At 71.3% G+C, this 26071-nt stretch carries 26 protein-coding genes and 1 tRNA gene; 11 read left to right on the forward strand and 16 right to left on the reverse strand.

Annotated features, from left to right (window positions below):
* Positions 1 to 63 precede the first annotated feature (63 nt).
* Complete coding sequence (locus ACFQMF_RS11960; RefSeq protein ID WP_256408027.1) at positions 64 to 1179, forward strand: putative sulfate/molybdate transporter; 1116 nt, start codon at positions 64 to 66, stop codon at positions 1177 to 1179.
* 226 nt (positions 1180 to 1405) lie between these two features.
* Here the strand turns inward: ACFQMF_RS11960 and ACFQMF_RS11965 are convergent, their stop codons facing one another.
* Complete coding sequence (locus tag ACFQMF_RS11965) at positions 1406 to 3697, reverse strand: nitric-oxide reductase large subunit (RefSeq protein ID WP_256408028.1); 2292 nt, start codon at positions 3695 to 3697, stop codon at positions 1406 to 1408.
* Positions 3698 to 3856: 159 nt separating this feature from the next.
* Between ACFQMF_RS11965 and ACFQMF_RS11970 the strand changes: the two genes are divergently transcribed.
* The gene (locus ACFQMF_RS11970) at positions 3857 to 4336 is read left to right on the forward strand and encodes a MoaD/ThiS family protein (protein ID WP_256408029.1); all 480 of its coding nucleotides are present in this window, start codon (positions 3857 to 3859) and stop codon (positions 4334 to 4336) included.
* A gap of 101 nt (positions 4337 to 4437) precedes the next feature.
* On the opposite strand, the gene ACFQMF_RS11975 is transcribed toward ACFQMF_RS11970, so the two are convergent.
* From ACFQMF_RS11975 to ACFQMF_RS11995, 5 genes are all read right to left on the reverse strand, one after another.
* Positions 4438 to 5544, reverse strand: a complete 1107-nt coding sequence (locus tag ACFQMF_RS11975; RefSeq protein ID WP_256408030.1) for a sensor histidine kinase — start codon at positions 5542 to 5544, stop codon at positions 4438 to 4440.
* 201 nt (positions 5545 to 5745) lie between these two features.
* Positions 5746 to 5830, reverse strand: a tRNA-Leu gene (locus tag ACFQMF_RS11980).
* A 58-nt stretch (positions 5831 to 5888) separates the two neighbouring features.
* Positions 5889 to 6236 (reverse strand): ferredoxin, encoded by a 348-nt coding sequence (locus ACFQMF_RS11985; protein WP_256408031.1) that lies wholly within the window; start codon positions 6234 to 6236, stop codon positions 5889 to 5891.
* An 87-nt stretch (positions 6237 to 6323) separates the two neighbouring features.
* Positions 6324 to 6563 carry a DUF7508 domain-containing protein gene (locus ACFQMF_RS11990; RefSeq protein WP_256408032.1) on the reverse strand — a complete coding sequence of 80 codons (240 nt, stop codon included), beginning with the start codon at positions 6561 to 6563 and terminating at the stop codon, positions 6324 to 6326.
* Positions 6560 to 7018 (reverse strand): DUF5796 family protein, encoded by a 459-nt coding sequence (locus tag ACFQMF_RS11995; RefSeq protein ID WP_256408033.1) that lies wholly within the window; start codon positions 7016 to 7018, stop codon positions 6560 to 6562. Before ACFQMF_RS11995 ends, ACFQMF_RS11990 begins: the two co-directional genes overlap by 4 nt.
* A 97-nt stretch (positions 7019 to 7115) precedes the next feature.
* Here ACFQMF_RS11995 and ACFQMF_RS12000 point away from each other — a divergent pair, with 97 nt between their 5' ends.
* The 5 genes from ACFQMF_RS12000 to ACFQMF_RS12020 all read left to right on the forward strand — a co-directional run bounded on the left by ACFQMF_RS12000 (position 7116) and on the right by ACFQMF_RS12020 (position 10258).
* Complete coding sequence (locus ACFQMF_RS12000) at positions 7116 to 7241, forward strand: hypothetical protein (RefSeq protein WP_256408034.1); 126 nt, start codon at positions 7116 to 7118, stop codon at positions 7239 to 7241.
* Positions 7241 to 7702, forward strand: coding sequence for a hypothetical protein (locus ACFQMF_RS12005; protein ID WP_256408035.1), 462 nt, complete (start codon positions 7241 to 7243; stop codon positions 7700 to 7702). The genes ACFQMF_RS12000 and ACFQMF_RS12005 overlap by 1 nt, the downstream gene beginning before the upstream one ends.
* Before the next feature lie 124 nt (positions 7703 to 7826).
* Positions 7827 to 8732 (forward strand): shikimate kinase, encoded by a 906-nt coding sequence (locus ACFQMF_RS12010; protein ID WP_256408036.1) that lies wholly within the window; start codon positions 7827 to 7829, stop codon positions 8730 to 8732.
* Positions 8733 to 8744: 12 nt separating this feature from the next.
* Positions 8745 to 9038 (forward strand): chorismate mutase, encoded by a 294-nt coding sequence (locus ACFQMF_RS12015; RefSeq protein WP_092567282.1) that lies wholly within the window; start codon positions 8745 to 8747, stop codon positions 9036 to 9038.
* Between the two features lie 296 nt (positions 9039 to 9334).
* Positions 9335 to 10258 (forward strand): acetamidase/formamidase family protein, encoded by a 924-nt coding sequence (locus tag ACFQMF_RS12020; protein ID WP_256408037.1) that lies wholly within the window; start codon positions 9335 to 9337, stop codon positions 10256 to 10258.
* A 48-nt stretch (positions 10259 to 10306) separates the two neighbouring features.
* Here ACFQMF_RS12020 and ACFQMF_RS12025 read toward each other — a convergent pair whose 3' ends face one another.
* Together ACFQMF_RS12025 and ACFQMF_RS12030 are read right to left on the reverse strand one after the other, a co-directional pair.
* Positions 10307 to 10699: a hypothetical protein gene (locus ACFQMF_RS12025; RefSeq protein WP_256408038.1), complete on the reverse strand. Its 393-nt coding sequence runs from the start codon at positions 10697 to 10699 to the stop codon at positions 10307 to 10309.
* Between the two features lie 16 nt (positions 10700 to 10715).
* Positions 10716 to 12692: an ATP-binding protein gene (locus ACFQMF_RS12030; protein ID WP_256408039.1), complete on the reverse strand. Its 1977-nt coding sequence runs from the start codon at positions 12690 to 12692 to the stop codon at positions 10716 to 10718.
* Between the two features lie 137 nt (positions 12693 to 12829).
* Between ACFQMF_RS12030 and ACFQMF_RS12035 the strand changes: the two genes are divergently transcribed.
* Positions 12830 to 13177, forward strand: coding sequence for a DUF5518 domain-containing protein (locus tag ACFQMF_RS12035; RefSeq protein WP_256408040.1), 348 nt, complete (start codon positions 12830 to 12832; stop codon positions 13175 to 13177).
* Positions 13178 to 13208: 31 nt separating this feature from the next.
* On the opposite strand, the gene ACFQMF_RS12040 is transcribed toward ACFQMF_RS12035, so the two are convergent.
* The 6 genes from ACFQMF_RS12040 to ACFQMF_RS12065 form a co-directional block, all read right to left on the reverse strand.
* Complete coding sequence (locus ACFQMF_RS12040; protein ID WP_256408041.1) at positions 13209 to 14912, reverse strand: tryptophan--tRNA ligase; 1704 nt, start codon at positions 14910 to 14912, stop codon at positions 13209 to 13211.
* Between the two features lie 605 nt (positions 14913 to 15517).
* Positions 15518 to 16687 carry an ATP-NAD kinase family protein gene (locus tag ACFQMF_RS12045; protein ID WP_256408042.1) on the reverse strand — a complete coding sequence of 390 codons (1170 nt, stop codon included), beginning with the start codon at positions 16685 to 16687 and terminating at the stop codon, positions 15518 to 15520.
* A 338-nt stretch (positions 16688 to 17025) separates the two neighbouring features.
* Positions 17026 to 17718, reverse strand: coding sequence for a competence/damage-inducible protein A (locus tag ACFQMF_RS12050; RefSeq protein ID WP_256408043.1), 693 nt, complete (start codon positions 17716 to 17718; stop codon positions 17026 to 17028).
* 94 nt (positions 17719 to 17812) lie between these two features.
* Positions 17813 to 18577 (reverse strand): DUF5803 family protein, encoded by a 765-nt coding sequence (locus ACFQMF_RS12055; protein ID WP_256408044.1) that lies wholly within the window; start codon positions 18575 to 18577, stop codon positions 17813 to 17815.
* A 4-nt stretch (positions 18578 to 18581) separates the two neighbouring features.
* Entirely contained in the window at positions 18582 to 19277 is a 696-nt protein-coding gene (locus ACFQMF_RS12060) for a DUF2110 family protein (protein WP_256408045.1), read from the reverse strand.
* Positions 19277 to 19801, reverse strand: a complete 525-nt coding sequence (locus ACFQMF_RS12065; RefSeq protein WP_256408046.1) for a transcription factor — start codon at positions 19799 to 19801, stop codon at positions 19277 to 19279. The genes ACFQMF_RS12060 and ACFQMF_RS12065 overlap by 1 nt, the downstream gene beginning before the upstream one ends.
* Before the next feature lie 178 nt (positions 19802 to 19979).
* Between ACFQMF_RS12065 and ACFQMF_RS12070 the strand changes: the two genes are divergently transcribed.
* A complete protein-coding gene (locus ACFQMF_RS12070) occupies positions 19980 to 20996 on the forward strand; it encodes a hypothetical protein (protein WP_256408047.1) in 1017 nt (338 codons plus the stop codon).
* Positions 20997 to 21051: 55 nt separating this feature from the next.
* Here the strand turns inward: ACFQMF_RS12070 and ACFQMF_RS12075 are convergent, their stop codons facing one another.
* Positions 21052 to 22626: a PAS domain-containing protein gene (locus ACFQMF_RS12075; RefSeq protein ID WP_379792029.1), complete on the reverse strand. Its 1575-nt coding sequence runs from the start codon at positions 22624 to 22626 to the stop codon at positions 21052 to 21054.
* Between the two features lie 75 nt (positions 22627 to 22701).
* On the opposite strand from ACFQMF_RS12075, the gene ACFQMF_RS12080 reads away from it, so the two are divergent.
* Positions 22702 to 24183, forward strand: coding sequence for an ATPase domain-containing protein (locus ACFQMF_RS12080; RefSeq protein ID WP_256408048.1), 1482 nt, complete (start codon positions 22702 to 22704; stop codon positions 24181 to 24183).
* Positions 24184 to 24204: 21 nt separating this feature from the next.
* Here ACFQMF_RS12080 and ACFQMF_RS12085 read toward each other — a convergent pair whose 3' ends face one another.
* A complete protein-coding gene (locus tag ACFQMF_RS12085; protein ID WP_256408049.1) occupies positions 24205 to 24795 on the reverse strand; it encodes a tRNA (cytidine(56)-2'-O)-methyltransferase in 591 nt (196 codons plus the stop codon).
* 169 nt (positions 24796 to 24964) lie between these two features.
* On the opposite strand from ACFQMF_RS12085, the gene ACFQMF_RS12090 reads away from it, so the two are divergent.
* Positions 24965 to 26047: a phosphoribosylaminoimidazolesuccinocarboxamide synthase gene (locus ACFQMF_RS12090; protein ID WP_256408050.1), complete on the forward strand. Its 1083-nt coding sequence runs from the start codon at positions 24965 to 24967 to the stop codon at positions 26045 to 26047.
* Positions 26048 to 26071: the final 24 nt, after the last annotated feature.

Below are 26071 nucleotides of genomic sequence, written 5' to 3' on the forward strand. Positions count from 1 at the left end.
GAGCGATCCCGGCGGCGGTTTCTGAACAGCCTCAAGCGTGCCGGACCCGAACCGGCGCCCACGGTGGGAATCGTCGACGAAACGCGGCGGCGCGGGGTCGAGCTCGGTCCGGGAGCGCTCACCGGCGCGATAGGGGATTCGATTACGGTCGTTCCCCTCGTCGTCGCGCTGGCGCTGCTGACCGGCGCGTCGCTGCCGCACGCGCTCGCCGGCTTCGGGGTCTTTCAGGTCGTCTGGGGGGTCCGGTACGGGCTCCCGGTGTCCGTCGAGCCGATGAAGGCGCTGGCGGCGCTCGCGATCGCCGGCGCGCTGACGTACGCCGAGCTCGCGCTGGCCGGGCTGATCCTCGGGGGCCTCCTCCTCGCGGTCGGGCTCACGGGGACGCTCGCCCGGGCGGAGCGCTGGATCGGCGAGCCGGTGATCCGCGGGGTGCAGTTCGCGGTCGGGCTGATCCTCCTCCAAACCGGCGTCGACCTCGCGCTCGGCGACCCGGTCCTCGCGGCCGTCGGCGTCGCGATCGCCGCCCTCGCGGCCCTCGCCGGGCACCCGAAGGCGAGCGCGCTCGCGGTGGCGGTCGCGGGCGTCGCGGTCGCCCTCGCCACCGCCGGGATCCCCGCGCCGCAGTGGCCCGGGGCGCCCCCGACGCCGTCGCTCTCGGCGTTCTCGGCGGCGCTCACTCGACGGACGGCCGACGGCGTGGTCGCGCAGTTCGCGATGACGATCGGCAACGCCGCGCTCGCGACCTCGCTCCTCTTCGCCGACCTGTTCGACGCCGACGTGACGCCGGACGAGCTCTCGGCGAGCATGGGCGCGACGAACCTGCTCGCGGTGCCGCTCGGCGGGATCCCGATGTGTCACGGCTGCGACGGCGTCGCCGGCAAGCACGCGTTCGGCGCGCGCACCGGCGGCGCGAACGTCGTCCTCGGCGCCGGCTACCTCCTCGCCGTCCCGTTCGCCACGCCGGCCCTCCTCGGCGCGTTCCCGGTGGCGATGCTCGGCGCGCTGCTCGCGATCGTCGCCGTCTCGCTCGCGCGCAACGCGGTCGACTCGGAGAACGTCGCGCTCTCGGTCGCCATCGGCCTCGTCGCGCTGGCGACGAACCTCGGCGTCGCGTTCCTGCTCGGAATCGTCGCGCACCTCGCGTGGGAACGGGTCGGAAGGACCGACGACGGTTTATAAATCGAGGGTGCTGTAGCGACGCCACCGGAACGAAGGGAAGGACCGTTAGCGACTGAGCGAGGAGCGCGGCGAGCCGTGCGGGTCCTCAAGGCAGAGGCTTCGGAGGCGTTCGCCGTCTCTCCGCGGTCAACGACGTACACCTAGGCGGCCGGAACCGCGGACGCCTCCCCTGCGGTCACCTCCCGGCGACGCTCTATGTACGGAGTGTAAAAAAGCGGGCACCCCGTCAGTCGTCGTCGCTTCCCACGATCCCCTCCGCGACGGCCATGTCGTCGACGGTCGGGTCGTCCTCGGAGGTCCGGAGGACGAACCGCTTGCGGATCAGGTCGGCGGCGTAGACGGCCGTCCCGGTGATGATCAGCGTGTCGCCCGGCAGTCGCGCCCAGAACAGCGTCTGGACGAGGTCGCGCTCGTAGAACGCGAGGCTCCGGGCGGCGGCGTACCCGTCGGTGAACGCGACCTCCAGCTGGAGGAACCCGACCGGGAGCACGGAGACGAACACCATCAGCGCGAGCCCGACGTTCCAGCACCAGAACGACGCCCGGAGCCACGAGCCGTCCCAGCGCTCGGGGTCGATCGACAGCTGGAGCATGTACGCCACCATCCCGAGCGCGAGGAAGCCGAACGCGCCAAACATCGCGGCGTGGGCGTGGCCGACGGTGAGGTAGGTGCCGTGCTCGTAGTAGTTGATCAGCGGGAGGTTGATGAAGAAGCCGAGCACCCCGGCGCCGACGAAGTTCCACACCCCGCTGGCGACGATGAACATGAACGGGAGCGTGTACGGGAACCCCCCGGCCTCCGTCATCGCCCGGTACTGCCCGATCGCCTCGTAGAGGATGAAGACCAGCGGGAGCAGCTCCAGCGTCGAGAAGACGCTCCCGATCGGCACCCAGTAGTCTGGCATCCCGATCCACCAGTAGTGGTGCGAGACGCCGATGACGCCGGTCCCCATCACCAGCAGCGCCTGGAGCATGACCGCCTTCTCGGCGCTGCGCCGGGTGAGGAGGTTCATCGAGACCAGGGTGAGCCCGATGATCGCGACGATGAAGAACTCGAAGGCGCCCTCGACCCACATGTGGACGACCCACCACCGCCAGAACTCCGTGACGGCGATGTTCGTCGACGGCGTGAACAGGAAGCCGGCGACGAACAGCAGGGTGATCGAGCCGCCCGCGTAGAGGATCATGTGCGCGAGCCCGTAGATCGGCTCGCGGTCGAGCAGCGGCTTGAGCCCGCGGATCGCGAGGATCGCCCACAGGACGAACCCCACCAGCAGGCCGGCCTGCCACACCTTCCCGACTTCGAGGTACTCCAACCCCTCGTTGCCGAGGAGCCACCAGAGCTCGCCGGGGAGGTAGCCGTTGGCGCCGAGCCAGATGCCGGCCATCCCCCCGCCGACCACGACGACGAGCGCGCCGAGCAGGACGTTGACGTACCGCGCCTGGTTCCGCGGCTCGTGGCCGGTCAACAGCGGCGGGAGGAACAGCCCGGCGCCGAGCCACGTCGACGCGATCCAGAGGATCCCCATGTCGATGTGCCACGTCTTCGCGATCGAGAAGGGGAGCAGCTGGAGGATGTGGACCCCGAGGATCCGCTCGATCCCGAAGAAGCCGGCCCGCTCGATGTAGAAGTGCGCCAGTAACCCGCCCAACAGCACCTGCGCGAGGAACAGCCCGGCCGCGACGGGAACGAACCGGAGCGCCGCGCGCTGGCTCGGGAAGACGCTCACGTCGCCCGGCTCCGGCACGGAGATCCCCTCGGCAGACGGCTCCGGGAGCTTCACCGACTTGTAGAGGAGGATCGCGGCGCCGGCCGCGCCGACGAGCAGCACCATCGCGACCACGCTCCAGATCATCGCGGCGCCGGTGGCGTCGTTGCCGGCCGGCGGCGAGTAGGGCCACTCGTTCGTGTAGGAGTTGTCGGAGTTCGGCCGGTCGGTGTGCGAGAACCACGCCGTCCACAGCGCGAAGTCGGCGAAGTCCTCGGCCTCCTCGCGGGACTCGATCATGCCCGCGGGGACGCCCCGATCGTGGTCGCCCTCGTGGTAGCGCTCGACGTACGTCTCGGTCACCCGCTCGTGGGCGTACACCTCGGCGGCGGAGTACTCGATCGCCCCGCCGTCGTGGGAGCTGTCGAGGTCCTCGCGGACGGTCTCCGCGACCGCGGCCCGCTCGGCCGAATCGAGCGAGTCGTAGCTCGCGCCGTACCGCTCCCGCGCCCGGTACTCGCGCATGTGCTCGGCCTTCAGGTCGAGCGCGTCGGCGGTGTAGTCCTCGCCGTAATACGCCCCGTTGCCGAGGATCGAGCCGTGGTTCATCAGCCCGTACTGCTGGAACGCCGCCTTCCCGTCCCGGATCGACTCCCCGGTCGCGACCGTCTCCCCGTCCGGTCCGACGACCTCCTCGGGGATCGGCGGCGCCTCCTGATACGCGAACCACGCCCCGGCGCCCATCACGACCAGGTTGAGCAGGAACGCCGCGACGATGACCTTCGCGATGGTCTTGCGTGTGAGCTCCATCGGCGGAGGGTTGTCTCCGGTCGTCCTATCCGTTTGGCGGCAACATGTTCGGCCGCCGTTCCCGCGGTCCGGGACCCCCGTCGCGCCCCGCGGCGTCGAGACCGAACCGCGAACATGTTCGTGGGGGCGCTTACGCCCCGGAAAGACGTACGGACGGGCATGTCACCGAGTCAGCAGGCGGAGACCGTCGTCGAGGAGAACCCGGACGCCGAGAGCGACGCCGCGGCCGAGCCCGAGAGCGACGCGTCGCCGACGGCGGCGAGCGAGACCGAGGCCGAGACGACCGTCACCGTGCGCTGTACCGGCCACGTCCGCACGGAGCTCGGCGAGTACGAGTTCGAGTTCACGTTCGCGGGCGACACGCTCCGCGCGTTCCTCGACGAGCTGTTCGAGGAGTACCCGGAGCTCCAGGAGATGCTCATCGCCGAGACCGAGGCGGACGCGACCCACAGCGGCTGGGCGCCGACCCCCGAGGAGCTCCCCGGCACGTGGACGAAGAACCCGGTCGGGGAACAGACGACGACGTACGCCCGGATCCTGGTGAACGGTCACTTCAACGAGAACGAGAACGGGTTCGACACGGAGCTGGAGGAGGGCGACCGCGTCGCCCTGGTGTACCCGTTCATGTTCTGCTGTTAGCGCCGCCGCGCTCGTCGGCCCGGGTCGGGTGCGTCGTTTGCGACCGGTATGCGGGACTCTCTACTGGTTCGTCCGGCGCCACGTCTCGTCGGCCGGGGGCGCTACTCGGCCGGGCACTCGACGCCCGTGACCTCGAAGCGCGCCCCGCCACCCGCGCCATCGACGACACGGATCTCCCATCCGTGAGACTCGGCGACCCGCTCGGCGATGCTCAGGCCGAAGCCGGTCCCCTCGTCGGAGGTGGTGTGCCCCGTCTCGAACACGTCGTCCCGCTCGTCCGGCGGAATCCCCGGGCCGTCGTCCTCGACGTAGAACCCGCCGTCGAGGTCCCCGACGGTCACCGTCACTGCGGGTCCGACGTGTTCAACGCTGTTCCTGAACAGGTTCTCGAACAGCTGCCTGACTCGGCTCTCGTCGGCGCGGATCGTCGCGCAGGCCTCGAGACGGAGCGTCGCGTCCTCCGTCCGGACGTTCATCCAACAGCTCTCGATCAGGTCCGCGAGTCGAACGCTGCGACGCTCCGGGGACTGATCCTGTCGCGCCAGCGTCAGGAGGTCGGTGATCAGCGCCTCTATGCGTCCGTGGGCGCGCTCCACGTCCGCGAGGTGCTCGCTGTCGCACTCGTCCCGGGCCAGCTCCAGACGCCCGCTCGCGACGTTCAGCGGGTTCCGCAGGTCGTGCGAGACGACGTTCGAGAACTGTTCTAACCGCTCGTTCTGCCGCTCGAGATGTCGCTCGCGCTCCTCCAGTTCCCGGGTGCGCTCTTCGAGTTCCGCCGTTCGGATCCGCACCCTCGACTCCTGAACGCCGATCAGCAGCCCCCCAATAGAGCCGATCATCAGCGCGATCGACTGCGTCCCCGTCGACCACTCGACGGTGACGCCCGGGTGGAGGTCACGCAACAGGATGAAGCCGAACATCACGGCGACGCTGCCGACGATCCACCCGATCACCCGCGGATAGTACTCCTGCGAGACGTCGGAGCGGGGCAGCCAGTACCCGGCGAACATGAGGACCGTCCCCGGGATTCCGACGAAGACCAGGTTGAAGAGCGCGGTCACGACCGACCCGCCGCCGAAAAGCTCCAGCGCGACTCGCGAGATCCCGAACAGACAGATGACCCCGCCGGCGACGAACACCAACCTCGGGAGGAGCGAGGAGTATCGCACGAGCGCGCGGTCGGACTCGGCGCTCCCCGTCTGGTCCATTCAGCCACCCTTTCACCCCACCCTACTTAATTCATTAGCCATTTGTAACCGACTCCGGATTCCTCGCCGCAGGAGTGCGGGGGAAGGGATTCGAACCACGGTCGCTCTCGTTCGCTCGCCGCGATGCGGCTCGCTCACGTTCCGCTCCCTGATTCGAATCCCAAGCCTAGTGCTGTCGCTCGCGGGATGCTCGCGACAGCATGCGGGGGAAGGGATTCGAACCCTCGAACCTCTACAGGAGCGGATCTTAAGTCCGCCGCTTTTGGCCAGGCTCAGCCACCCCCGCGCGGATTTCGGTTCCGGCGGCGGGGTGAAACGCCTTTCGGAAGCCGGAGGCGAGCGGGCTACCAGTCCACCGAGAGCGTCCCGTCGCCGTGCGGATCGGGCGCGATCTCCTCGTCGGTGCGCCGGTCGACGACGTGAATGACCCCCCGTTCCTTCTTCGCGGGACACACCTCGGCCGCCCGCACGTTCTCCTCCAGCTCGTCTTCGCCGATGTAGTACGACCGCGGCTTCGCCATCCCGCTCTGGATGTCCATCACCCAGTTGTCGGCGACCTCGGCGCACTTCCCCGCGCCGAAGCACTTGTTCGCCTCGAAGACGATCTTGTACGGCTTCTCCTCGATCGGCGGCCCCTCCTCGCCGATGTCGCTCGCGCGTACCACGTCGTCGAGGTTCGCCTCGTCGCTCATACCTCCTCGTCCGCGACCGCGGGACTTTCGTCTGTCGGTCGTTCCCGGCGACCGGGTCGCCCGCGCCGGTCCCCCTCGCGCTCTCGGCTACGCCTCGACGTGCTCGGCGAGCAGGCGCTCCGCGTGCTCGGCCGAGTCGGCGAGCTCCCACCGCACCTTCGCCGCGTCCCCGTACGCGAGCGCCTCCTTCAGCTCGTCTCGGAGGACGCCCGTGCCGAACCCGACCGTGTCGCCGTCGGCGTCGCCGAGCTCGTAGAGGGCGTAGCGGCTCGGCGCGCTCCCGACCGTCGAGCGGTCGAGGTCGCGCCAGGGCTTCGCGAGGCTCACCGGTGCGCGTCGAGCCCGTCTTCGGGGCCCTCGACGATCTCGAAGCTCCCCTCGGTCCAGCCGTCCTCGACGAAGACGAACACGCGGCCGCCGGCGATCTCGGGGTCCGCGACCACCTCGTTGCGCTGGTCGGTGCGGCCGACGATCACGCCGGGGAACACCTCGTCGCGCTCGCCCTCCTCGACGAGGACGCGGCCGACCCCGGACTCCTCTAGGATCTCGTCGTCGGTGTTGTAGTCGTTGACGTACGTCATCACGCCCTCGGTCTCGGTCGGGTCGGTGACGAGCACGTGGGTCTCCTTGCCGGGCCCGGCGGTCACCGACCCCTCGACCGCGTCCGGGACCCCGCGGTAGAGCGTAGTCCGCCCGTCGAGGTACTCGACGACGACCCCCTCCTCGCGGAGGTCGATCCCGATCGACGTCGGCGGGACGTCGCTGCGTGAAGGCGCTGACATACGCGTCGCTCGGGCCGCCCGCCTCAAAAGGGGCGCGCACTCAGTCGCGAGAATCGGGCGTGCCACATTTAAGTCCCCGCCGACGAGAGTCTACCTCATGCAACGGACGCGCCGGGGGCCGCTGGGCGCCGGCATCGGGCTCGTCGCCGGGTTCTCCGGAGACGCGTGGGAGGAGCGCACCGGACGGCAGGGCCGGCTGGCAGACGGGTGGGCGGTGGTCTGATGGACGCGAAGGGAGCCGGCCTCACGGCGGCGGTGTTCGCGGTCGTCGGCGTCGGCGTCGGGCTGGTCGCCGCGGTCGGGACGAGTTGGGCCGAGACCGCGCTCGCGACCGCCGCGACCGGCGAGACCGCCCGGTTCGGTCCGGTGTTCGTCGCGCAGTCGTACCTCGCGGTCACGGCGGCCGCCCTGATCGGCGCGCCGCTCGTCGCCGGCGTGCTCGGCGTGCTCTTCGGGTCGCGGGCGTACGACGCCCGGGAGGCGGCCGCGACCTCCGGCGTCGGCGGCGGGGTCGGCGCGCTGATCTACGGCCTCGTCGTCGTCGCGCTCGTCGTCGTCTCCCAGGGCGAGGCGGCGGCGCAGGCGCACGGGATCGCGGACGCGATCGGACCGCTTCTCACGACCGCGGTCGCCGCCGCCGTCGTCGGCGCGGCGACCGGCGCCGTCGGGTCGGTGACGGCGTGATCGACGTGACCAGAGATGGGTACGAAACGACGATCGACGCCGCGGTGCGGCGCGCGGAGCCGGTCTGAGCGAGAGTCTCGCCGTGATCGCTACCTCTTTGTCCGCGCTCGCGAGCCGTGAGTGCATGGAGGGACGGGCCGCGGCGCTCGGCGCCGGCACCGTGTTGAACGCGCTCGCGACGGGCACCGGCGCGGCCTTCGGTATCGACGTCGAGACGCGCGCGAGCGTCGATCTCGATCCGACCGCCGAGGGCGTCGAGGGGACGATCGCCGAGGTCCCTGACGCGGACACCGCCCTGATCGAGCGCTGCGTCGCGCTCGCGACCGAGCGGTGGGGCGACGGCGAGGGCGGCGCCGTTCGGACCGACAGCGACGTGCCCCTCGCGGCGGGGCTCAAGAGCTCCAGCGCGGCCGCCAACGCGACCGTGCTCGCGACCTGCGACGCGCTCGGGCTGACGGTCGGGGACGGAGCCGACGGAGACGGCTCGGCCCCGTCAGTCGACGTCACCCGACTGGAGGCCTGCCGGCTCGGCGTGCGGGCGGCCCGCGAGGCCGGCGTGACGGTCACCGGCGCGTTCGACGACGCGACCGCTTCGATGCTCGGCGGCGTGACCGTCACCGACAACGCCGCCGACGAGCTCAGGTCGCGCGAGACCGTCGACTGGGACGTCCTCGTCTGGACCCCGCCCGAGCGCGCCTACAGCGCGGACGCCGACGCGGCCCGCTGCGAGGCGGTCGCGCCGATGGCGGACCTCGTCGCGGACCTCGCGCTCGACGGTCGGTACGCCGACGCGATGACCGTCAACGGGCTCGCCTTCTCGGCCGCGCTCGGGTTCGACGCCGACCCCGCGGTCGAGGCGATGCCGCACGCGACTGGGGTGTCGCTGTCGGGAACCGGCCCGAGCGTCGCCGCCGTCGCGGACCCCGCCGACCCCGAGACCGACCTCGACGCGGTCGCCGACGCGTGGGCCGAGCGCCCCGGAACGCTGCGACGAACGACCACGAGAAACGACGGCGCGACCGTCGAGTGACAACGAGAACCCATGAGTGACACACCGAACGCGGACGACCGGAGCCTCGACGAACTGCGACGCGAGATAGAGGACATCGACCGCGAGATCGTCGAACTGATCGCCCGCCGGACCTACGTCGCCGACACGGTCGCGGCGGTGAAAGCGGAGCGCGACCTCCCGACCACCGACGAGGGACAGGAGGAGCGCGTGATGGAGCGCGCCGGCGAGAACGCCGAGCAGTTCGACGTCGACGCCAACCTCGTGAAGGCGATCTTCCGGCTGCTGATCGAGTTGAACAAGGTGGAGCAGCGGGAGAGTCGCTAGGGCTCTCTCAGACCGAGGCTGTATTCGATCGCCGCGTCGGCCTCCTCCACACGGGCCGCCGGCACGGAGCCGAGACTGGTATCAATACGACGCCCGACGGACACCGCGCGAATCCGACCGTGTGAATTGACCGCAGAGCGCGACCGAGTCCGCTCGAAGCGGCGGCTCGGCGGCCGCGACGGACACCTCGAACGGATACGGTTCGTCCCTCCGCGAAGCCGTGAACGCGACGACGGCGGTCGTCGAGCGCGTCCGTGCGGGGATTTTTGTTCTCGCGCTCCGGAGTCGAAGCCGATATGTCACGAGAGCTGGTCTCTCACCGCGATGGCCACGTCTACGAGTTCGCGCCCGAGATGGAGCCCGTCTACGAGGCCGCCGACGGGGAGTCGCTCACGATCGAGACGATCGACAGCCTGAACGGCGCGATCCAGAGCGACGACGACCTGCTGGACGCGATCCCGGAGGAGGTGAACGCCGCGACCGGCCCGATCGCCGTCGAGGGGGCGAGTCCCGGCGACGTGCTCGCGGTCGAGATCGAAGCGGTGCGCGTCGCCGAGGACCGCGGGCGCGTCATCACGGCGCCCGGGTTCGGCCTCCTGCAGGACGACCCCGACATCGAACACCCGGCGACGCGGATCACCGAGGTCGACGGCGAGGGCGACGGGGCCGGGGGCCGGATCGAGTTCGAGGGGATCGATGTCCCGATCGACCCGGTGATCGGGACGATCGGCGTCGCCACCGCCGAGGAGTCGGTCTCGACGCTCACGCCCGACGACCACGGCGGCAACCTCGACACCACGGACATGACGGCGGGGACGACCGCGTACTTCCCCGTCTTCCAGGAGGGCGCGATGCTCGCGATGGGCGACTCGAAGGCCGCGATGGCCGACGGCGAGATGTGCGGGACCGGCGCCGAGATCGGCACGGAGATCGACGTGACGCTCTCCGTGATCGAGGACCCGCCGGTCCCGCTCGACCGCCCGCTCGTCGACACCGGCGACGCGGTCAAGACGGTCGCGAGCGCCGCGACGATGGAGGAGGCGGTCGAACTCGCCAACCGCGACGTCGTGCGGCTGCTGGCGCACGAGCACGGCTTCTCCCGGACCGAGGCGTACCTGTTCTCCAGCCTCGTCGGCGGCCTCGAGATCAGTCAGGTCGTCGACCCGCAGGTGACCGCGCGGAACGCGGTGCCGAGCGAGTACCTCTCGGTCCCGTTCTGAGCCCCGCCGTCGGGTCCGACCGCCGTCGGGCCCGACCTCGCTCCGACCTCACTCCGAGGCCGCCTCCCCGTCCCCGAACCGCCGGATCGTCCGTCGGAGCCCGAGGCCGATCGCCCCGCCGGGGAGGCCGAGCGCCGTCGCGGAGGCGGTCCCGACGACGGCCGCCCACGCCAGCCGGAAGGCGATCCCGGGCGTCTCGCCGCTGATCCCGATCCCGCCGAGGTGGACGCCGAACCCCGCGGACAGCCCGAACGCGACGACCCACGCGGCCGGGAGCCCGCCGCCGAGGACCGCGAGGAGCGCGGCGCACGCGACGACTCCGACCGCGAGCTGCGGGAGTCCGAGCGTCGCGGTCCCCGGCTCGACGGTCTTGAGCGCCGCGACACCCGCGGCCGAGCAGCAGAACGAGCCGAGCGCGACCACGGGGAGCCGTCGGTCCATCCGCTCGACTCGCACCTCACTCGTCCGCCGTCCGGCCGCGGTCGGCGAGCCGTCGCGCCGCGTCGCTCAGCCCGCTCGCGCTCGATCGGTCGGCGGCGTCCGCCGCGCTTCCGTCCCCCTCGGCCGCGTCTTCGGTCGCCTCCGCGTCGGCGACACCGTCGACCGCTTCCGCGTCGGCGACGTCGGCCTCCGGGCTCCGGTCCGACTCGACCTCGGCCGGGTCCGCGTCCGGGGGATAGCTCCGCTCGGCCGGCGGGACGAAGGCGGTCTCGACCGCCCTGACGATCTCGCGGACGCTCTCCTCGTCGAGCCGGTCGGCGTACGCCTCGCGGATCAGGTCGGGGACGGCGTAGGCGTAGTGTCCGCGACCGGCGTGGCGGATCAGTCCCGCCCGCCGGATCGGGCGGTGACGGCTGTACGCGTGCCCGGAGTCGCCGTCGCCGCCGGCGTCGATGTGGGCGGCGACGGGCTCGCTGACGCCCTCGCGCCGGTAGTGGCGGAGCATCCCGCGAGACAGCTCCGGAAGCGCCTCGATCCGGCCGCGGAGCTCCTCGATGACCGCCTCGCGGGTGCCGAGCTCGACGGCGTCGTCGAAGCGGAGGGCGCTCTCGGCGACGTCGGCGCGCGTCACGGGCTCGACGTCGTCCGGAGGCGCGTCGGTGTCGGCGAGGTCGTCGGCGGTGTCGTCGACCTCACCGGCTTCCTCGGCGGCGTCGCCGGCGTCGCCGACGGTGTCGCCGGCGTCGACAGCGGTGTCGGCGTCCGCGCCCCCGTCGCCGTCCGCGGTCGCGGCGACCGCCTCGTCGTACGACTTGAGGACGGACTGGTCGTCGTCGCCGTCGCTCTCGTCCCCGTCGTTCCCCCCGCTACCGCCCCCGCCGTCGGCCGCGGACGTTCCGCCGCCGACCGCGGGTCGCCCGCGGCCCTCGCGGTAGGGTGCCTCGGCCTTCCCGAGGAGCGCCTGCGCGAACTGGTCGGCCATGCTGCTCAGGTCGCGCGCCTCCTCCAGCTCGCGTTCGAGCTCGGCGATCCGCCGGTCCTTCCTGTCGAGCTCCTGCCTGAGGTCGGCGATCTCGGACTCGCGGCGCTCCTGTTCGTCGGAGATGGACTGGAGCTCGCCGACGAGGTCGCTGGAGACCGACTTCAGCTCCGGGCGCTCGAAGTCGTCCAGCCCGGGGGTCGCACCCGCGTCGAACGTCTCCTTGCGGTGGAACTGGATCCGGCGGATAGACTCGTCCCAGTCGGTCATCAGGAACGCCTCGCCGTCGCCGAGGTCCTCGACCGCGTTCGCGTACTTCGAGCCGAGGATGCGCCCCACGACCTTCGTGTCGTTGTCCCAGGTGAGCCGGTGCCAGCAGAGCCAGTCGCACTGGGTGATGAAGTCCTTCTTGACGTCGGCCGGGCGCTGGCTGATCCCGACGACGCCGAGACCGTGTTTCCGGCCGCGCTTGCCGACCTTGATCAGCATCTTCCCCGTCTCGTCCATCCCGCCGCCCTCGGGGATGTACTCGTGGCACTCCTCGACGACGAGCAGGAAGGGCTTCTTCAGGCGCTTCTCCTTCGCGAACAGCTGTCTGACGACCTCCAAGAGGAGCTCGTTCGCGGTCTCCTCCTCCAGGTAGCCGGAGACGTCGAGGATGATCGGAACGTTCTGCTCCAGGGCGAGCTCGGCGATCTTCTCCGCGTGTTCCGGGGAGACGACGATGTCGCACTCGTCGTCGGCGCCGGCGTGTAGAATTTCGTATTCTTCCTTAAGGCCGTAATATTCCCCGTCAGTGTCCACGATCATGACGGGAAACCCGTTAGATAGCAAATTCTCGATCACGACGGAGGCGGTGTTGCTTTTACCGGACCCGCTCTTCCCCGTGATGAAGGACCGGCCGGTGAGCACGTCGACCACCGGGAGCTCCACCGGCGTTCCCGGATCCGCCGTCGCGTCGCCGCCGATCCCCTCGCTGACGTCCGCGACGTGGATCGTCTCCTGCTCGGTCATACTCGTGACAGGTACCGCCCGCCTCATAAACTATCGGCTCGGAGCGCGCCGTCACGGGGAAGCGCGGGCGAGTACGCGGCCGGGTGGTCGCCGTCTCGTCCCGGAGGATTATACCCGGTAACGGTGACAATCACTCCGTGACCGGAAACACATACCTCAACGCGTTGATCGGCGCGGTCGCGACGGTCCTGCTCTCGTTCACCGGCGTCTCGCCCGTGCTCGGCGGCGCGGCGGCGGGGTACCTCGAAGGCGGCGAGACGAGCGACGGCCTCCGGGTCGGCGCGATCTCGGGCGCGATAGCCTCGCTCCCCGCGCTCGGGATCCTCCTCCTGTTCCTGTTCCTGGTTCCGGTCGCCCCGGAACCCGGCGTGGCGATCGGCGGCGGCGCGGTGGTCCTCGGGATCGTCGCGGTCGCGTTCGGCTTCGTGATGGCTCTCAGCGCGGTCGGCGGCGTTATCGGGACGTACGCGAAACGGGAGCTGTAGGCTCCGACGACGGACCGCGCCGGCGACCCCGTCAGTGCTCGCCGCCGGTGCCGCGCCGGTCGGAGTCGAGGTCGATGTCGAGCTCCGCGAGGAGCTCCTCGGCCTCCTCGCGCTTCTCCTGGTGGTCTTCGAGGAACTCTCGCATGAGCTCGGCGGCCTGCTCCTTGCAGCCGCCGCAGAGGCGCTCGCCGTTGACGCACTCGGCGTAGACGGTCTTGGTGAGCTCGTCGTCGTCGCCCGCGAGCAGGTAGGCGTACAGCTCGTAGACGGGGCACTCGTCGGCCTCGCCGCCGAGCTCGCGCTGCTTCTCGGCGGTGTCGCGGCCGCCGGTCGTCGCCGCCTTCACCTTGTCGTAGCCGTCCTCGGGGTCGTCGAGCAGGGAGATGTGGCTCGCCGGGATCGACGAGGACATCTTCCCTCCGGTGAGCCCGGTCATGAACCGGTGGTAGATCGAGGAGGGCTGCCGGAAGCCGAACCCGCCGTGGTCGATCTCGACCTCGCGAGCGACCGACTCGGCCTCCCCGCGGGTGAGGTCGAAGGCGTCGACGTGGCCCTCGAAGACGCGCTTCTCGCCGTCGACCGCCTCGATCAGCGCCTCGAACGCCTCGTCGGTGGCGTTGCGGTCGAAGAAGCGCACGCGGGGCCGGAGCGGCTCCTTGCCGCCCGCCCGGAGCTTGTCGAGGGCGGTCGGCTTGGCCGCCGCGAGGTCGGGGGTGTCGGGGGCGTCTCCGTCGGCCTCGCCCGCGTCGGCGGGCGCCGGCGGCTCGTAGTCGGCGAGCCACGCGGCGGCGTCCTCGCAGCGCACGTCGGTCTCGGCGTCGTCGATTTCGCCGTCGTCCCTCGCGCCCTCGGCCGCGAGCGCGTCGTAGGCGGCGCGGACCAGCTGTCGCTCCGCGTCGTCGAGCTCGAAGCTCGCGAACGCCTCGGTCACCTTGAAGTAGCGCACGCGGGTCGCCAGGTCGCGCGTCAGCCGGACGTGGGGGTCCTGATCCGGGCCGACCGGGATGACCGTCGGCTTCGGTTCGTCGACGAGCTGCGGGTAGAGGATGTCCGCGGTCTGGGTGACGACGCTCTGCATGTGGGAGATGTTGGTCTCGCCGTCGAAGCCGTAGATTGCCTCGAACTCCGAGAAGTTCGCCTTCGACCCGAGCTCGAAGCCGAGGTCCTGCACCTCGCGGTTGTCGGACTGGCGGTAGATCTCGCCCGCTTCGGCGTCGAAGCCGAGCGCGAGGAGGCTCAGGAGGTAGTTGCGCGCGTGTTCGTCGATCTCGTTCCACGACATGCCGCGCGCGGAGTGGGCCTCCAGGTCGGCGATCAGGCCGAAGGCGTCGCCCCCCTGCTCCTGGTGCCAGATGATCTCGTCGAAGACGAGCTTGTGGCCGATGTGCGGGTCGCCGGTGGGCATGAACCCGGAGAGCGCCGCGAACGGCTCGTCGTTCGCCATCGCCTCGGCGACCGCGTCGTACTCGCGGTGCCCGAAGATGACGCCGCGGCGCATCAGGTAGTGCGGGTCGACCACGTCGTCGGCGACGTCGTCGAACGCCTCGATGCCGAACTCCTCGAAGAGGTCCGCGTAGTCGCCGACCGACGCCGACCCCCACGGGTCGAGCGCGACCTCCTCGGCCGGTCCGTCCGCGCGTTCCGTCCCGCCGTCGGCGCGGGGCGACCCCGCCGTCTCGTCGGGGGGACCGCCCGCCGCCGACGGCCCCGTCTCATCGGGGGTGTCCTCGTCCATACGTCTCCTCCCGTCGGTCGACGCAAAAACCGTTCGCTTGTGCGTGAGAACGTGGCGCACGAGTTCGTCGATGAATCGTGAACGAGGGACGATGGTACGGATATCGGATTTGGTCCCGCGCTGAGCTCCCTGGCGTGTCTGTGATCGAACACACTACTTGGAGAACGCATCCAGAGTATCGCCCGCTCGGCGATACGTGGTCGATTACGGATCGGCGGAGAAAACCCCCAAAGCCCCAGCCGCGAGGGCGACGCACGCTCGCTGTCGTTCGAAAGGCGCGGAGCGCCTTTCGTGATGACGAGAGAGCTTCGCTCTCTCGAACCACGCGCTTCAGTCACTCACTTCGTTCGCTCCTTCCAGTGCTTGCGTCGCCTGGGCCGCCCTCGCGGCTGCCCCTTCGAGTCCCGCCCCGCTCTGCCCACACAGCACCTCGCACCTCCCCAGCCTCGCGGCTCCCTTCGGTCGCCGCGTCCCTCGCGCGGCGCTCCTTCGCGGCCGCCGATGGCGGCCGCTCGGAGGCGCGCGCCACCGCAGTTCTGCGTATCCCGCTTGCCGCCGGGATCTCGATCTACGGTTGTTCCCGGCTCCCTTCTCCCGATCGCGATTCACGCGATCTTCATCATCCGCGTCTCGAACTTCCCGACGCGGACCCGGACCCACCCCGCGAGCTCGGCGTCGAGCTCGGGGTCGTCGGTGTCGACCCGGAGCGCGCGCACGTCGTCGAGCTTCGCCCGCGAGGCGACGATCCGGAGGTCGCAGCGCCGGATCACGGCCGGCGACAGCTGCGGATTCCCGCGGCCGAAGACGAACCCCTGCCCGCCGATGGGCGAGACGACGACGACGTTCTCGTCGCCGAGCGCGTCGAGGATCTCGGACTCCGTCGCGTCCAGCGCGACTACCTCGCCGTCGCGCCACACGTCGACGCCGATGGGCGACGGCTCGAACCCCAGTTCGTCCTTGATCGCGCCGACGGTCGACCCCGGCCCGAGCACGAAGGTGACGCCCTCGCCGTCGCGCTCGCGGATGTCGTCGGCGACGCCCTCGGCGAGCGACTCGACGGTCCCGCTCGCGGTCTGTTTCGACGACTGGAGGTCGTCGGCGACGGGGACGCGCGCGACCGCGCGAAGCTCCGGGCGGACCTCCCCCTCGCGGTAGGCGTCCTCGTCGATGTCCATCACCTCGCGGCGCTCGGTGCGCGAGAACGCCGCCGCGACCTCGGCCGCGTCCTCCGGCGAGACGGCGAAGACGGAGGAGTACACCTTCACCCCGGCGGGGACGCCGAGCATCGGGACCTCGCTGCCCGCCGCCTCCAGCGTCGCCGCCACGTCCGTCGCGGTGCCGTCGCCGCCGACGAACAGGACCAGATCGACCGGATCGGCGGTCGCGTCGTCGCCGCCCTCCGTCCCGTCGCCCCCGACGAACGACCTGACGACGCGCGCGGTGTGCTCGGCGGTCGTCTCCGTGGGACCGGGCCGGTCGCCGTCGCCGGTCGAGTCGGTCGCGTCGTCGGTCGGGTCGCCATCGAACGGGTCGACGACGCGGACCGGGTCGAAGCCGGCGTCCCTGACCGACCCCTCGCCCATCGGGTCGGCGGCGACCGAAATCGCGGTCTCCGGCGCGACCGCCGCGAGGCGCTCCAGCGCTCGCCGCGCGCGGTCCGGCGCCCGCGGCTCCGCGCCCCGAGCGACCGCCTCCGCGACCTTCCCGTCGGTGCCCTTGAGGCCGACGCGGCCCCCCATCCCGGCGACCGGGTTCATCACGAAGCCGACGTGCATGGTCCGACCTACGGCGGCGGAAACTTAAGCGGGCGCGTCTCGCCAGCCGGGCCGAGCCGGAACCCGCGGGCGACGAGGCTCGCCGGCGGGCGAGGGGACCGACCGCCTCGACCGCCGCCGAGCCCCGAAGTTCAATACTTAAGACGCCCCCGGAGCAACCTCGGGGTATGCTCCTCGAAGCCGCCGTGACCGAGCCGCTTCCGATCTCCGCCACCGCGATCGCCGTGCTCCTCGCGAGCTTCGCCGTCACCGCCGTGTGGCTCGCGTACCTCTACCGGTAGCCGTCCCGCCGTGTCCGACCGCCCCTCCCCTCCTCGCCGCGTCGCGCGCCGGTCGGTTCACTCCGACTCGACCAGCGTCGACCGCTCCCGTACCCACTCGGCGGCGCGCTCGGCCTCCGCCGCGCTCGTCGCCGTGATCTTCACCCGGACGCTCTCGCCCGGGTAGGAGCCGACGCTCACGTCGAACGCCTCCTGCAGCTCCGTGAACCGGTCGAGCAGGGCGCTCTCCGGCTCGTCGACGTCGACCGTGACGGTGTGGGTCGGCGTCCCCTCGAACTCGTCGGCGACCGACTCGAACATCGCCTTCATCTCGGTCGGCACGCCGGGCAGGACGTACACCGACTCGACCACGGCGCCCGGCGCGACGCCGGCCTCGTTCGCGAGCGGCCGGCAGCCGGCCGGCAGGTGCGTCGTCTCCGCCGCGAGGTCGTCGGCGCTGTACCCGCGCTCGGCGAGCCACGCCGCGGCCTCCTCGTTCCGTTCGAGCTCCCGACCGAAGGCCGCCGCGACCCCGTCCATCGTCACGTCGTCGTGCGTCGGGCCGAGCCCGCCGGTGACGACCACCGCGTCGTACTCGGCGTGGTACTCGTTGACGACGCGCGCGATCTCGCCGACCTCGTCGGGGACGACCGTCACCCGGCGGACGACGACCCCGCGCTCGTCGAGCCGGTCGCAGAGCCACGTCGCGTTCGTGTTCTCGGTGTCGCCGACGAGGAGCTCGTCCCCGACGGTGACGACGGCGGCGTTCATACCCCCGACAAGGCGACGCGTACTCAAAAGCGTCCGCGTTCGGCGCGTCGGCCGGCCTCCGTCCGAGAGCGGCCCAGGGGGACTCGGGGGCCGGCTACTCGTCGTCGTCGTACACGCCGAGTCCCAGCTCCCGGCGCTGCTCCTTGAGCGCCTCCAGCTGGCGACGGAAGTACGCGACTCCCACGACCGCCGCGACGACCGCGACGGCGAGGATCACGCCGAAGACGAGCAGGTCGGTCTCGCGGTACGACTGGACCACGACCGACCCGCCCTCGACCGACTCCCAGGTGATCCGGTCGCGGCCGTCGACCGTCTCGACCTCGTAGTCGCGCGGCGCGACGTGCCCCACGACCGGGAAGTCGGTGCTGAACCCGGGCGGGAGCGTCACCGCGTAGGACCCGTCGACGTACGCCAGCGTGGTGAACCGCCGGGGCGAACCGGCCGCCGAGAAGGCGACCCGTCCCTCGCCCGTCCCCTCGGGGAAGCGGACCCACGTCTCGTCGGGCGTGCGGTCGACCTCGCCGCCGCGGGCGCGGAACTCGGTGCCGTTGAGCACCTCGCCGTCGGCGGTCCGGTACCGGAACGCCTCGAACTCCAGCGGCTGGTCGCCCGCGTACGGCGTCTGCCTGTACAGCCTGAGCTCCTCGACCCCGGAGACGTCGTACACCGCCGTGTACCGATTCCCCGTCGAGAGGTTGAACGCGGCGTCGCGCTCCGTGTCGAAGTCGTACTCGTGGGGCGGCTCCGCGTCGAGGGTCTCGTTCGCGACCTCGCCGCCGTCGTTGACGTAGTTGAGACAGCCGGCACTGACCGCGAGCAGCGCGACGACGGCGACCGCGAGGGCGAAGCGTTTGTTCACGGGTTCAGACGACGCAGCGCATCTCGGCCGGGAGGTACGAGCCGATCGCAGCGAGTAGTCCCGGCGGGTCGGTGTTCTCCGTACAGACGATGCTCTGTTCGAGGAGGCCGAGTCGCTCGACCGTGACGATGTCCTGCGCGTGGCCCGCGCGGTTCACCGTCGCGCGCACCTCGCCGCGGGTGGCCGAATTGACGTTGACCCGGCCGTTCCCGCGCTGCCAGTCGTACAGGCGGTCGCGCTCGGCGTCCGCGAGGCGGCTCGGCTCGGCGTCCGGGTCGCCGGCGTCGCCGCCGTAGACGAACCGGATGGAGAGGTGCTGGACCAGCCCGAACCGCTCGACGACCTGCTCGGGGGAGCCCCGACCCAGGCCGATCTCGTCGGCGGGGATCCGCACCTCGACGCCGGCGTCGAGGACGAACCCGTCGTCGTCCCACGATTCGAGGGTCCCGACGTACTCCCCGCCCGCTTCGAGGCCGCCGTCGTGGGCGACGATCTCGCCCCACGTCTCCGCGAGGACGTTGCGGGCGACCGCGGCGTCCTCGCCGCTCACGTCCACCTGCACGAAGCCGTCGCCGCGGACGCCGACGTGCCAGTCGACGCTCAGCTCGCCGACGTCGTTGGCGACGAGCGAGTCCATGCCGTCGAGCGCGCGGTCGCGGGCGTCGCCCTCGACGTAGCACTTGGTTGCGAGGACGACCATCAGCCCGTCACGTCCACGTTGAGCTCGTCGCGCAGCTCCTCGACGCGCCGGCCCATCGCCTCGCGGAGCCGGTCGTTGTCCATCGCTTCGAGCGGCGAGCCGCACTCGGGGCACTCGAAGCCGAAGTCCATCGCCTCGCCGAACTCGAAGCGCATCGAACACACCTCACAGAGGTAGAACTCGTGGGTGCGCTCGTACTCCTCGCGGTCCTCCAAGGCGTCGAGCAGGCGGTACATCTCCTCTTCGAGGTTCTCCGGGATGTTGTCGTAGTGGAACGTCCAGAGGTACGTGAGCCACCCGGAGTCCTCGTCGCGCACCCGGCGGTAGGTGGCGAGGTCGTTCTCGTACAGGATGAACAGCGCGCGGCGGACGTCGTTGAGCTCTAAGCCGAGCTCCTCGGCCAGCTCCTCGTCAGTGACCTCGCCGTCCGGCGGCGCGGCCGCGACCGGCATCCCCGTCGGCCCCACCAGCTCGTGGAGGTACTTCTGGATGACGGGGTCGTTCAGTAGATCCTCAAAAGCCATTACGCGAAACTGGTGGTGGAATCGGGTTAAAAGCTCCGAAAGGGCCACCGTCGACCGGCTCCGCCGGCCCCGGCGGCGCTCGTCGCGCGGGGGGACGCTCCGCGACCGGGACGGGCGCCGCGGAGCCGCCGACGGCTCCGGCAGAGCTTTACGCGGCCCCTCGCACCACCCGTGCGTGATGCGCGACTCCGACGACCCGCGCGACCGACCCGACTTCGGGCGACGGGTGCGCCTCAGGCGGGCGGTCGGCGCGCTCGCGCTCGCGGCGGTCCCGGCGCTGCTCGTCGCCGCGCCGCTCGTCCCCCTCGCCGCCCTCCTCGGTCCCGCCGGTCTCGGCGTCCTCGCTCCCGCCGCCCTCGGGGGGATCCCCCCGGTCGTCGCCGCCGCGCTCGCCGCGGTCGTCCTCGGTCCCGGCGGTTCGGCGCTCCTCGGCCCGGTCCTCGTCGACCGCCGGATCGCGCGGCTCCCCGAGGCCGACGTCGACGACCGCCACGGCGCCTTCGTCGACGACCGCGTCTCGACCCTCGCCGAGGCGGTCGGCGTCGACGCCCCGGCGGTGACGGTCGTCCGCGCCGACGCGGCCAACGTCGCCGTCGCGGACGGCTACCGGGGCGCGCGGCTCGTCGTCTCGACGCGGCTGCTCGCCCTCCCGGCGGCCGACCGCGACGCCGCGCTCCGCCACGCGCTCGTCCGGCTCCGGACCCGGGAGGCGGCGGTCACGACGGCCCTGCTGCCGGCGCTGGCGCTCGTCGAGACGGTCGCGCTGCTGGCGACGGTGCTCGTCGGGCGGCGCACCGACCGGAGCGCCGCCGACCGGCGCGTCAACCGGATCCACGGGTACGAGCCCGAGGAGGACCGGGTCCCGCCGCGGGCGTACACGATCGCCGGGGTCCTGCTGTGGCTGCTCCTGCTGCCGGCGTGGGTCCCCGCCGCGGTCGGCGACCGCCTCTACGTCGGCGGGGGTCGCCGCGACGCCGACGCCGCGGTGGCGCGCCTCGGGACCGCCGAGCGCGACGGGCTCGGGAACGCGGTCGCGTTCGCGGGCGAGGCGGCCGGCGCCGCCGACTGGCCCCCCCTGCTCGACCGGCTGTCGCTCGCCTCGATGGCGGACGCCGAGACGGGTCGCGTGCGCGGGACGAGCCGACAGGAGGCCCGCTTCCGCCTGGCGCTGCTGCGGTCGAAGCGGTCGCTCTGAGACTCGTCGCCGGGCGCGCCTCGGCGTCGCCCCGGGCGCCCGACGCCGACCCCCGTCATGGGTGCGTCAGGACGACCAGCCGGACCGTGGTCCCCTCGCTCGACGTGTCGATCGCGAACTCCCCCCCCGCCTTGGCCACGACCCAGTAGATCAGCCAGATCCCCAGCCGGTCCGCGTGGTTCAGCGACGTCTCGCCGTGGTCGAGCACCTGCGTCTCGTGGTCCGGGATCCCGGGGCCGTCGTCCGCGACCTCGACCGCGATCCACTCCGCCGACTCCCGCTCGACGCGGACCTCGACGCGCGGCTCCGGGTCGTCGTTGTGCTTGACGGCGTTCTCCACGGCTTCCTCGATCGCCGTCAGCAGGCCGACCGCCGTCGTTTCGAGCGGGTCGCCGTCGGGGAGGGCGAACGATATCGCCGCCTCGGGGTACCGGTCCCGCATCCGAGACCGCAGCTCGATCAGGTGGTCGCGGAGCGCGACGCCCTCCTCGGTCGAGGCGGGCCCCGACAGCGTCCGGTCGAGCTTCTGGACCGCGGCCGCGATCCCCATCAGGTCGTCCGCCGTCTCGTCGATCACCGCCAGCGCGTCGAGCGCCTCGTCAGAGCCGTCGTCGACCGCCCGGCGAACGAGCTCCGTGTACCCCGAGATGAGGTTCATCTTGTTCCGGAGGTTGTGACTGAGCACGCGGTTCATCACTTCCAGGCGGCGCTCCCGGATCTTTCGGTCGGTGATCTCCGTCTGGAACCCGACGAAGTGCGTGACCTCCCCCTCCTCGTCGCGGATCGGGGAGATCGTGAGCCGGTTCCAGAACTTCTGGCCGTTGCGCCGGTAGTTCAGGATGTCGACCCCGACCGGCCGCTCCTCGTCGATCGCCGCCCGGAGCGTCGCGGTCGTCTCCGGGTCGGTGTCCTCGCCCTGCAGGAACCGGCAGTCGACGCCGAACATCTCGGAGCCGTAGCCGGTGAGCTCTCGGAACTCGTCGTTGGTGTACACGAGCGGGTTGTCGCCCTCGCCGTCCTCGTCGACCGCCGCGATCGTGATCCCGACCGGCGCCTCGTCCATCGCGCGCTCCTTCAGTCGGAGGTCCTCGACCGTCTCCTCGAGCTTCCGCTCCCGCGCCGCGAGCCGGAGCGAGGTGCGGCGGCGCTCGACGAGGTTCCCGATCCGGGTGCGGAGGGCCCGCTTCCGCACCGGCAGCTCGACGATGTCGTCGACGTAGTCCCAGGTGTTCTCCGTCGTCGGCCCCGCCGTGTCGTCGCTCACGAGCAGGACGAACGGGAGGAAGACGGGCGCCGCCAGCTCCCGGCGCCGCTGGATCGACCCGGCGACCCGGTTGAACTCGTGGGCGTCGAAGACGCAGCAGTCGAACGTCGAGTCGAGCGCCTCGACGTCGGTCGTCGCGTCGGTCCGGAACCGGTCGCTCAGCGCTTCGGCCACCAGCTCCCGGTCGCGTCCCGGGCGCATGAACAGCAGCACGCGGGGGTCAGCGTCCGGTTCAGGCGCGGCTCCCGCCGGGAGGTCGTCGTCGGTCCGATCGGCGGCACCGGCGGCGGCCTCCCCGGAGGCCGGATCGGCCCCGCCGCCTTCGGAGGACGTGCCGCCGGCGAGCCCGTCTGGGCCCGTATCCATTGCTCGTGAACGGTGAACGCACTGCCACTAAGAGTTACCCCTTTTATTAACTACCCGGCGCACGGACGGGGACTCATGCCCGAGCCACTGCCCGAGCGACTGTCGACCGGTATCGCGGGCCTCGACGAGGTACTGTCCGGGGGGCTGATCCCGGAGCGCAGCTACATGATCCGCGGTCAGGCGGGCAGCGGGAAGACGATCCTGAGCCTCCACTTCCTCCAGCGGGGCGTCGACGAGGGGGAGACGTCGCTGTTCGTCAACCTGGAGGAGGACGCCCGCGACCTGAAGGCGAACGCGGCCGCGCTCGGCTTCGACACCGACGCAATCGAGTTCCTCGATCTGAGCCCGAGCGCCGACGTGTTCACCGAGGAGCAGTCGTACGAGGTGTTCGCGCCCTCGGAGGTCGAGAGCGAGCCGCTCACGGAGCGGATCGTGGAGGGCGTCACCGCGGTCGACCCGGACCGCGTCGTCGTCGACCCGCTGACGCAGCTCCGGTTCCTGCTGTCCGACGACTACCAGTTCCGCAAGCAGGTCGTCGGATTCATGCGGTTCCTGAAAGATCAGGGCGCGACCGTCGTCTTCACGGTCCAGAACACCGACTCGCTGCCGACCGACGACCTGGAGTTCATCACCGACGGGACGGTCCGGCTTGGCACGGAGGAGTACGGGAAGACGATCGACGTGCCGAAGTTCCGCGGGTCGTCGACGCAGAGCGGCGACCACGCCTACCGCGTGACCGACGGCGGCATCGAGGTGTACCCGGCGCTCCAGCCCGGGAAGCACACGGGCGAGTTCACGGCGGAGCAGGTCTCGTCGGGGATCGAGGGCGTCGACGACCTGCTCCACGGCGGGCTCGAACGCGGCACGGTCAGCATCATCAGCGGGCCCACCGGGGTCGGGAAGACCACGCTGAGCACGCAGTTCATGAAGGAGGCGGCCGAGCGCGGCGAGCGCTCCGTCATCTACCTGTTCGAGGAGAACCGGCAGACGTTCCTCACGCGCTCCCGCGCCGTCGGCATCCCGGTGGACGAGATGCTGGAGCGGGGGACGCTCCGGGTGAACGAGGTGGAGGCGTTAGAGCGGTCGCCACAGGAGTTCGCCCGGATGGTCCGCGAGGAGGTCGAGGAACGCGGCGCGGACATCGTGATGGTCGACGGGATCGCGGGGTACCGACTCACGCTCCGCGGCGAGGACGGGATGATGCTCCAGCAGATGCACGCGCTGGGCCGCTACCTCAAGAACATGGGCGTGACCGCGGTGTTCATCGACGAGACGCGCAACATCACCGGGCAGTTCCAGGCGACCGTCGAGAACATCAGCTACCTCGCAGACAACATCGTCTTCCTCCGGCACCTGGAGGTGCAGGGCGAGATGCGGAAGGCGATCGGCGTGCTGAAGAAGCGGACGAGCGACTTCGAGCGCACGATCCGGGAGTTCCGCATCACGTCCGACGGCGTTCGGGTCGGCGAGCCGATGACGGGGCTGCGCGGCATCCTGAGCGGGACGCCGGAGGTCGTCGACGGCGCGGCCGGGCTGGAGACCCTCGACGAGGAGTGACGGCGCCGACGACGCTCGGAGTCACTTCGAGTCGTCGCCGCGCTCCCCGGCGTCGCTCCCCTCGCGGTCGCTCTCCCCGGCGTCGATCACGGTCTTCCCGGTCGGCTCCGGAACCACCTCGCGGTCGGCGTCGACCCACTCCCGGTCCAGCTCCTCGCCCTCGAACAGCCGGTCCAAGAACACCGCGAGCCCGGCGACCTCCGAGTGCGGCTGGTTCGTCACGCCCACGTTGAAGTCGGCGCGCTCGTACAGCGCCCACGGGACCTTCTCGCCGCCGACGACGACGAGGAGGTCCTCGCCGTCCCGGACCGCCTCGCGGACCTCGCCCTCGACGTCCTGGACGCGCTCGCCGTACATCGTGAGGTGGACCACGACGCCGTCGAACCCCCGGACGATCGCCTTCTGGTCGTCGCGGAGTTCCACCGCGAAGGGGCCGCCGAACCGGTCGGTGATGTCCCGCACCGTCTCCGCGGACTGGCCGGCGTTGGCGGGGAACACCACGCGGTCCGCCCCGAGCGCCCGGGCCGTGAGCCCGACGTGCGTCGTCATGCGGTCGTCGCGTCCCGGCCGGTGGCCGTACCGGAGGACGACGACCTCGCGCGCCTCTTGCATGGCCGGCGATGCGCCCGCGACGGGTGTGGTCCTTTCGATGCGGTCGCGGCGCCGAGACGGCGAGCGCGCGCCGCGAGCACGGCACGGTCGTGGATCGTTCGACCGATCGAAGCCGAGCGGTGCACACGTAACTGAAAGGTTCATGGGGGAGGCGGTCGCCGACTGTGGTATGACGAGCGTCAAGGAGTTCCGCGTCGACGAGCCCGCGACCGCCGACGCGCTCGGCCGCGGCCGGTTCGTCTTCACGGACGCGTACTCGGTGTTCGACTGGGGGCAGATGCCGGACGCGATCCCGCGCAAGGGCGCGAGCCTCTGCGCGATGGGCGCGTTCAACTTCGAACTGCTGGAAGACGAGGGCGTCCCGACCCACTACCGCGGCGTCGCGGATCCCAGCCGGGACGCCGACGCGGGCGGGGCGAGCGAGCCCGAGGCCGTCCCCCTCGCCGACGCGACCGCCCCGCCGACGCAGATGGCGATCGACCTGACGCAGGTCCCCGACCTCCCGTACGAGGGCCCCGACGCGGGCTACGACTACGACGCCTTCCACGTCGCGGGGGGCGACAACTACCTCGTCCCGCTCGAAGTGGTCTTCCGGAACCGCGTCCCGGTCGGCTCCAGCCTGCGCCGACGCGCCGACCCCGCCGACTTCGGGCTCGACGGGGCGGACGGCCCGGCCGACGCCGACGGCGGCTGGCCCGACGAGCCGGTCGACCTCCCGGAACCCGTCGTGGAGTTCTCGACGAAGTACGAGGAGCAGGACCGCTACCTGACCCGCGCCGAGGCCGACCGGATCGCGGGCGCCGCCGACGTCGACGCCCTGGAGTCGCTCGCGCGGGAAGTGAACCGAGTCGTCACCGAGCGCGCCGAGGCGGCGGGCTTCTCGCACGAGGACGGGAAGATCGAGTGCCTGTACGCCGACGGCGAGCTGCGCGTCGCCGACGTGGTCGGCACCTTCGACGAGAACCGGTTCTCGTACGGCGGGCGCGGGGTCTCGAAGGAGGTCGTCCGGCAGTGGTACAAGGCGAACGATCCCGACTGGGTCGAGGCCGTGAAGGACGCGAAGGCGGCGGTCGCCGACCGCGACATCGACGACTGGCGCGAGCTCTGCGAGGAGTCGCCCGACCCGCTGCCCGACGAGGTCGTCGAGGCCGTCTCGGTCATGTACGCCGCCGGGACGAACGCCTACACCGGCCGCGAGTGGTTCGACGTCCCCGACATCGAGGCGGCGCTGGACGCGGTCGACGAGTTATAACAGAACGCGACTGACAGAGAACCG

The organism is Halorubrum rutilum, from assembly GCF_042665015.1.
Taxonomy (GTDB): domain Archaea; phylum Halobacteriota; class Halobacteria; order Halobacteriales; family Haloferacaceae; genus Halorubrum; species Halorubrum rutilum.

Coding starts and splice junctions, on each gene's coding strand:
- ACFQMF_RS11965 (WP_256408028.1), bottom strand. CDS start 3,697: ATGGAGCTCACACGCAAGACCATCGCGAAGGTCATCGTCGCGGCGTTC.
- ACFQMF_RS11970 (WP_256408029.1), top strand. CDS start 3,857: ATGTCACCGAGTCAGCAGGCGGAGACCGTCGTCGAGGAGAACCCGGAC.
- ACFQMF_RS11975 (WP_256408030.1), bottom strand. CDS start 5,544: ATGGACCAGACGGGGAGCGCCGAGTCCGACCGCGCGCTCGTGCGATAC.
- ACFQMF_RS11985 (WP_256408031.1), bottom strand. CDS start 6,236: ATGAGCGACGAGGCGAACCTCGACGACGTGGTACGCGCGAGCGACATC.
- ACFQMF_RS11995 (WP_256408033.1), bottom strand. CDS start 7,018: ATGTCAGCGCCTTCACGCAGCGACGTCCCGCCGACGTCGATCGGGATC.
- ACFQMF_RS12000 (WP_256408034.1), top strand. CDS start 7,116: ATGCAACGGACGCGCCGGGGGCCGCTGGGCGCCGGCATCGGGCTCGTC.
- ACFQMF_RS12005 (WP_256408035.1), top strand. CDS start 7,241: ATGGACGCGAAGGGAGCCGGCCTCACGGCGGCGGTGTTCGCGGTCGTC.
- ACFQMF_RS12010 (WP_256408036.1), top strand. CDS start 7,827: ATGGAGGGACGGGCCGCGGCGCTCGGCGCCGGCACCGTGTTGAACGCG.
- ACFQMF_RS12015 (WP_092567282.1), top strand. CDS start 8,745: ATGAGTGACACACCGAACGCGGACGACCGGAGCCTCGACGAACTGCGA.
- ACFQMF_RS12020 (WP_256408037.1), top strand. CDS start 9,335: ATGTCACGAGAGCTGGTCTCTCACCGCGATGGCCACGTCTACGAGTTC.
- ACFQMF_RS12025 (WP_256408038.1), bottom strand. CDS start 10,699: ATGGACCGACGGCTCCCCGTGGTCGCGCTCGGCTCGTTCTGCTGCTCG.
- ACFQMF_RS12030 (WP_256408039.1), bottom strand. CDS start 12,692: ATGACCGAGCAGGAGACGATCCACGTCGCGGACGTCAGCGAGGGGATC.
- ACFQMF_RS12040 (WP_256408041.1), bottom strand. CDS start 14,912: ATGGACGAGGACACCCCCGATGAGACGGGGCCGTCGGCGGCGGGCGGT.
- ACFQMF_RS12045 (WP_256408042.1), bottom strand. CDS start 16,687: ATGCACGTCGGCTTCGTGATGAACCCGGTCGCCGGGATGGGGGGCCGC.
- ACFQMF_RS12050 (WP_256408043.1), bottom strand. CDS start 17,718: ATGAACGCCGCCGTCGTCACCGTCGGGGACGAGCTCCTCGTCGGCGAC.
- ACFQMF_RS12060 (WP_256408045.1), bottom strand. CDS start 19,277: ATGGTCGTCCTCGCAACCAAGTGCTACGTCGAGGGCGACGCCCGCGAC.
- ACFQMF_RS12065 (WP_256408046.1), bottom strand. CDS start 19,801: ATGGCTTTTGAGGATCTACTGAACGACCCCGTCATCCAGAAGTACCTC.
- ACFQMF_RS12070 (WP_256408047.1), top strand. CDS start 19,980: ATGCGCGACTCCGACGACCCGCGCGACCGACCCGACTTCGGGCGACGG.
- ACFQMF_RS12075 (WP_379792029.1), bottom strand. CDS start 22,626: ATGGATACGGGCCCAGACGGGCTCGCCGGCGGCACGTCCTCCGAAGGC.
- ACFQMF_RS12080 (WP_256408048.1), top strand. CDS start 22,702: ATGCCCGAGCCACTGCCCGAGCGACTGTCGACCGGTATCGCGGGCCTC.
- ACFQMF_RS12085 (WP_256408049.1), bottom strand. CDS start 24,795: ATGCAAGAGGCGCGCGAGGTCGTCGTCCTCCGGTACGGCCACCGGCCG.
- ACFQMF_RS12090 (WP_256408050.1), top strand. CDS start 24,965: ATGACGAGCGTCAAGGAGTTCCGCGTCGACGAGCCCGCGACCGCCGAC.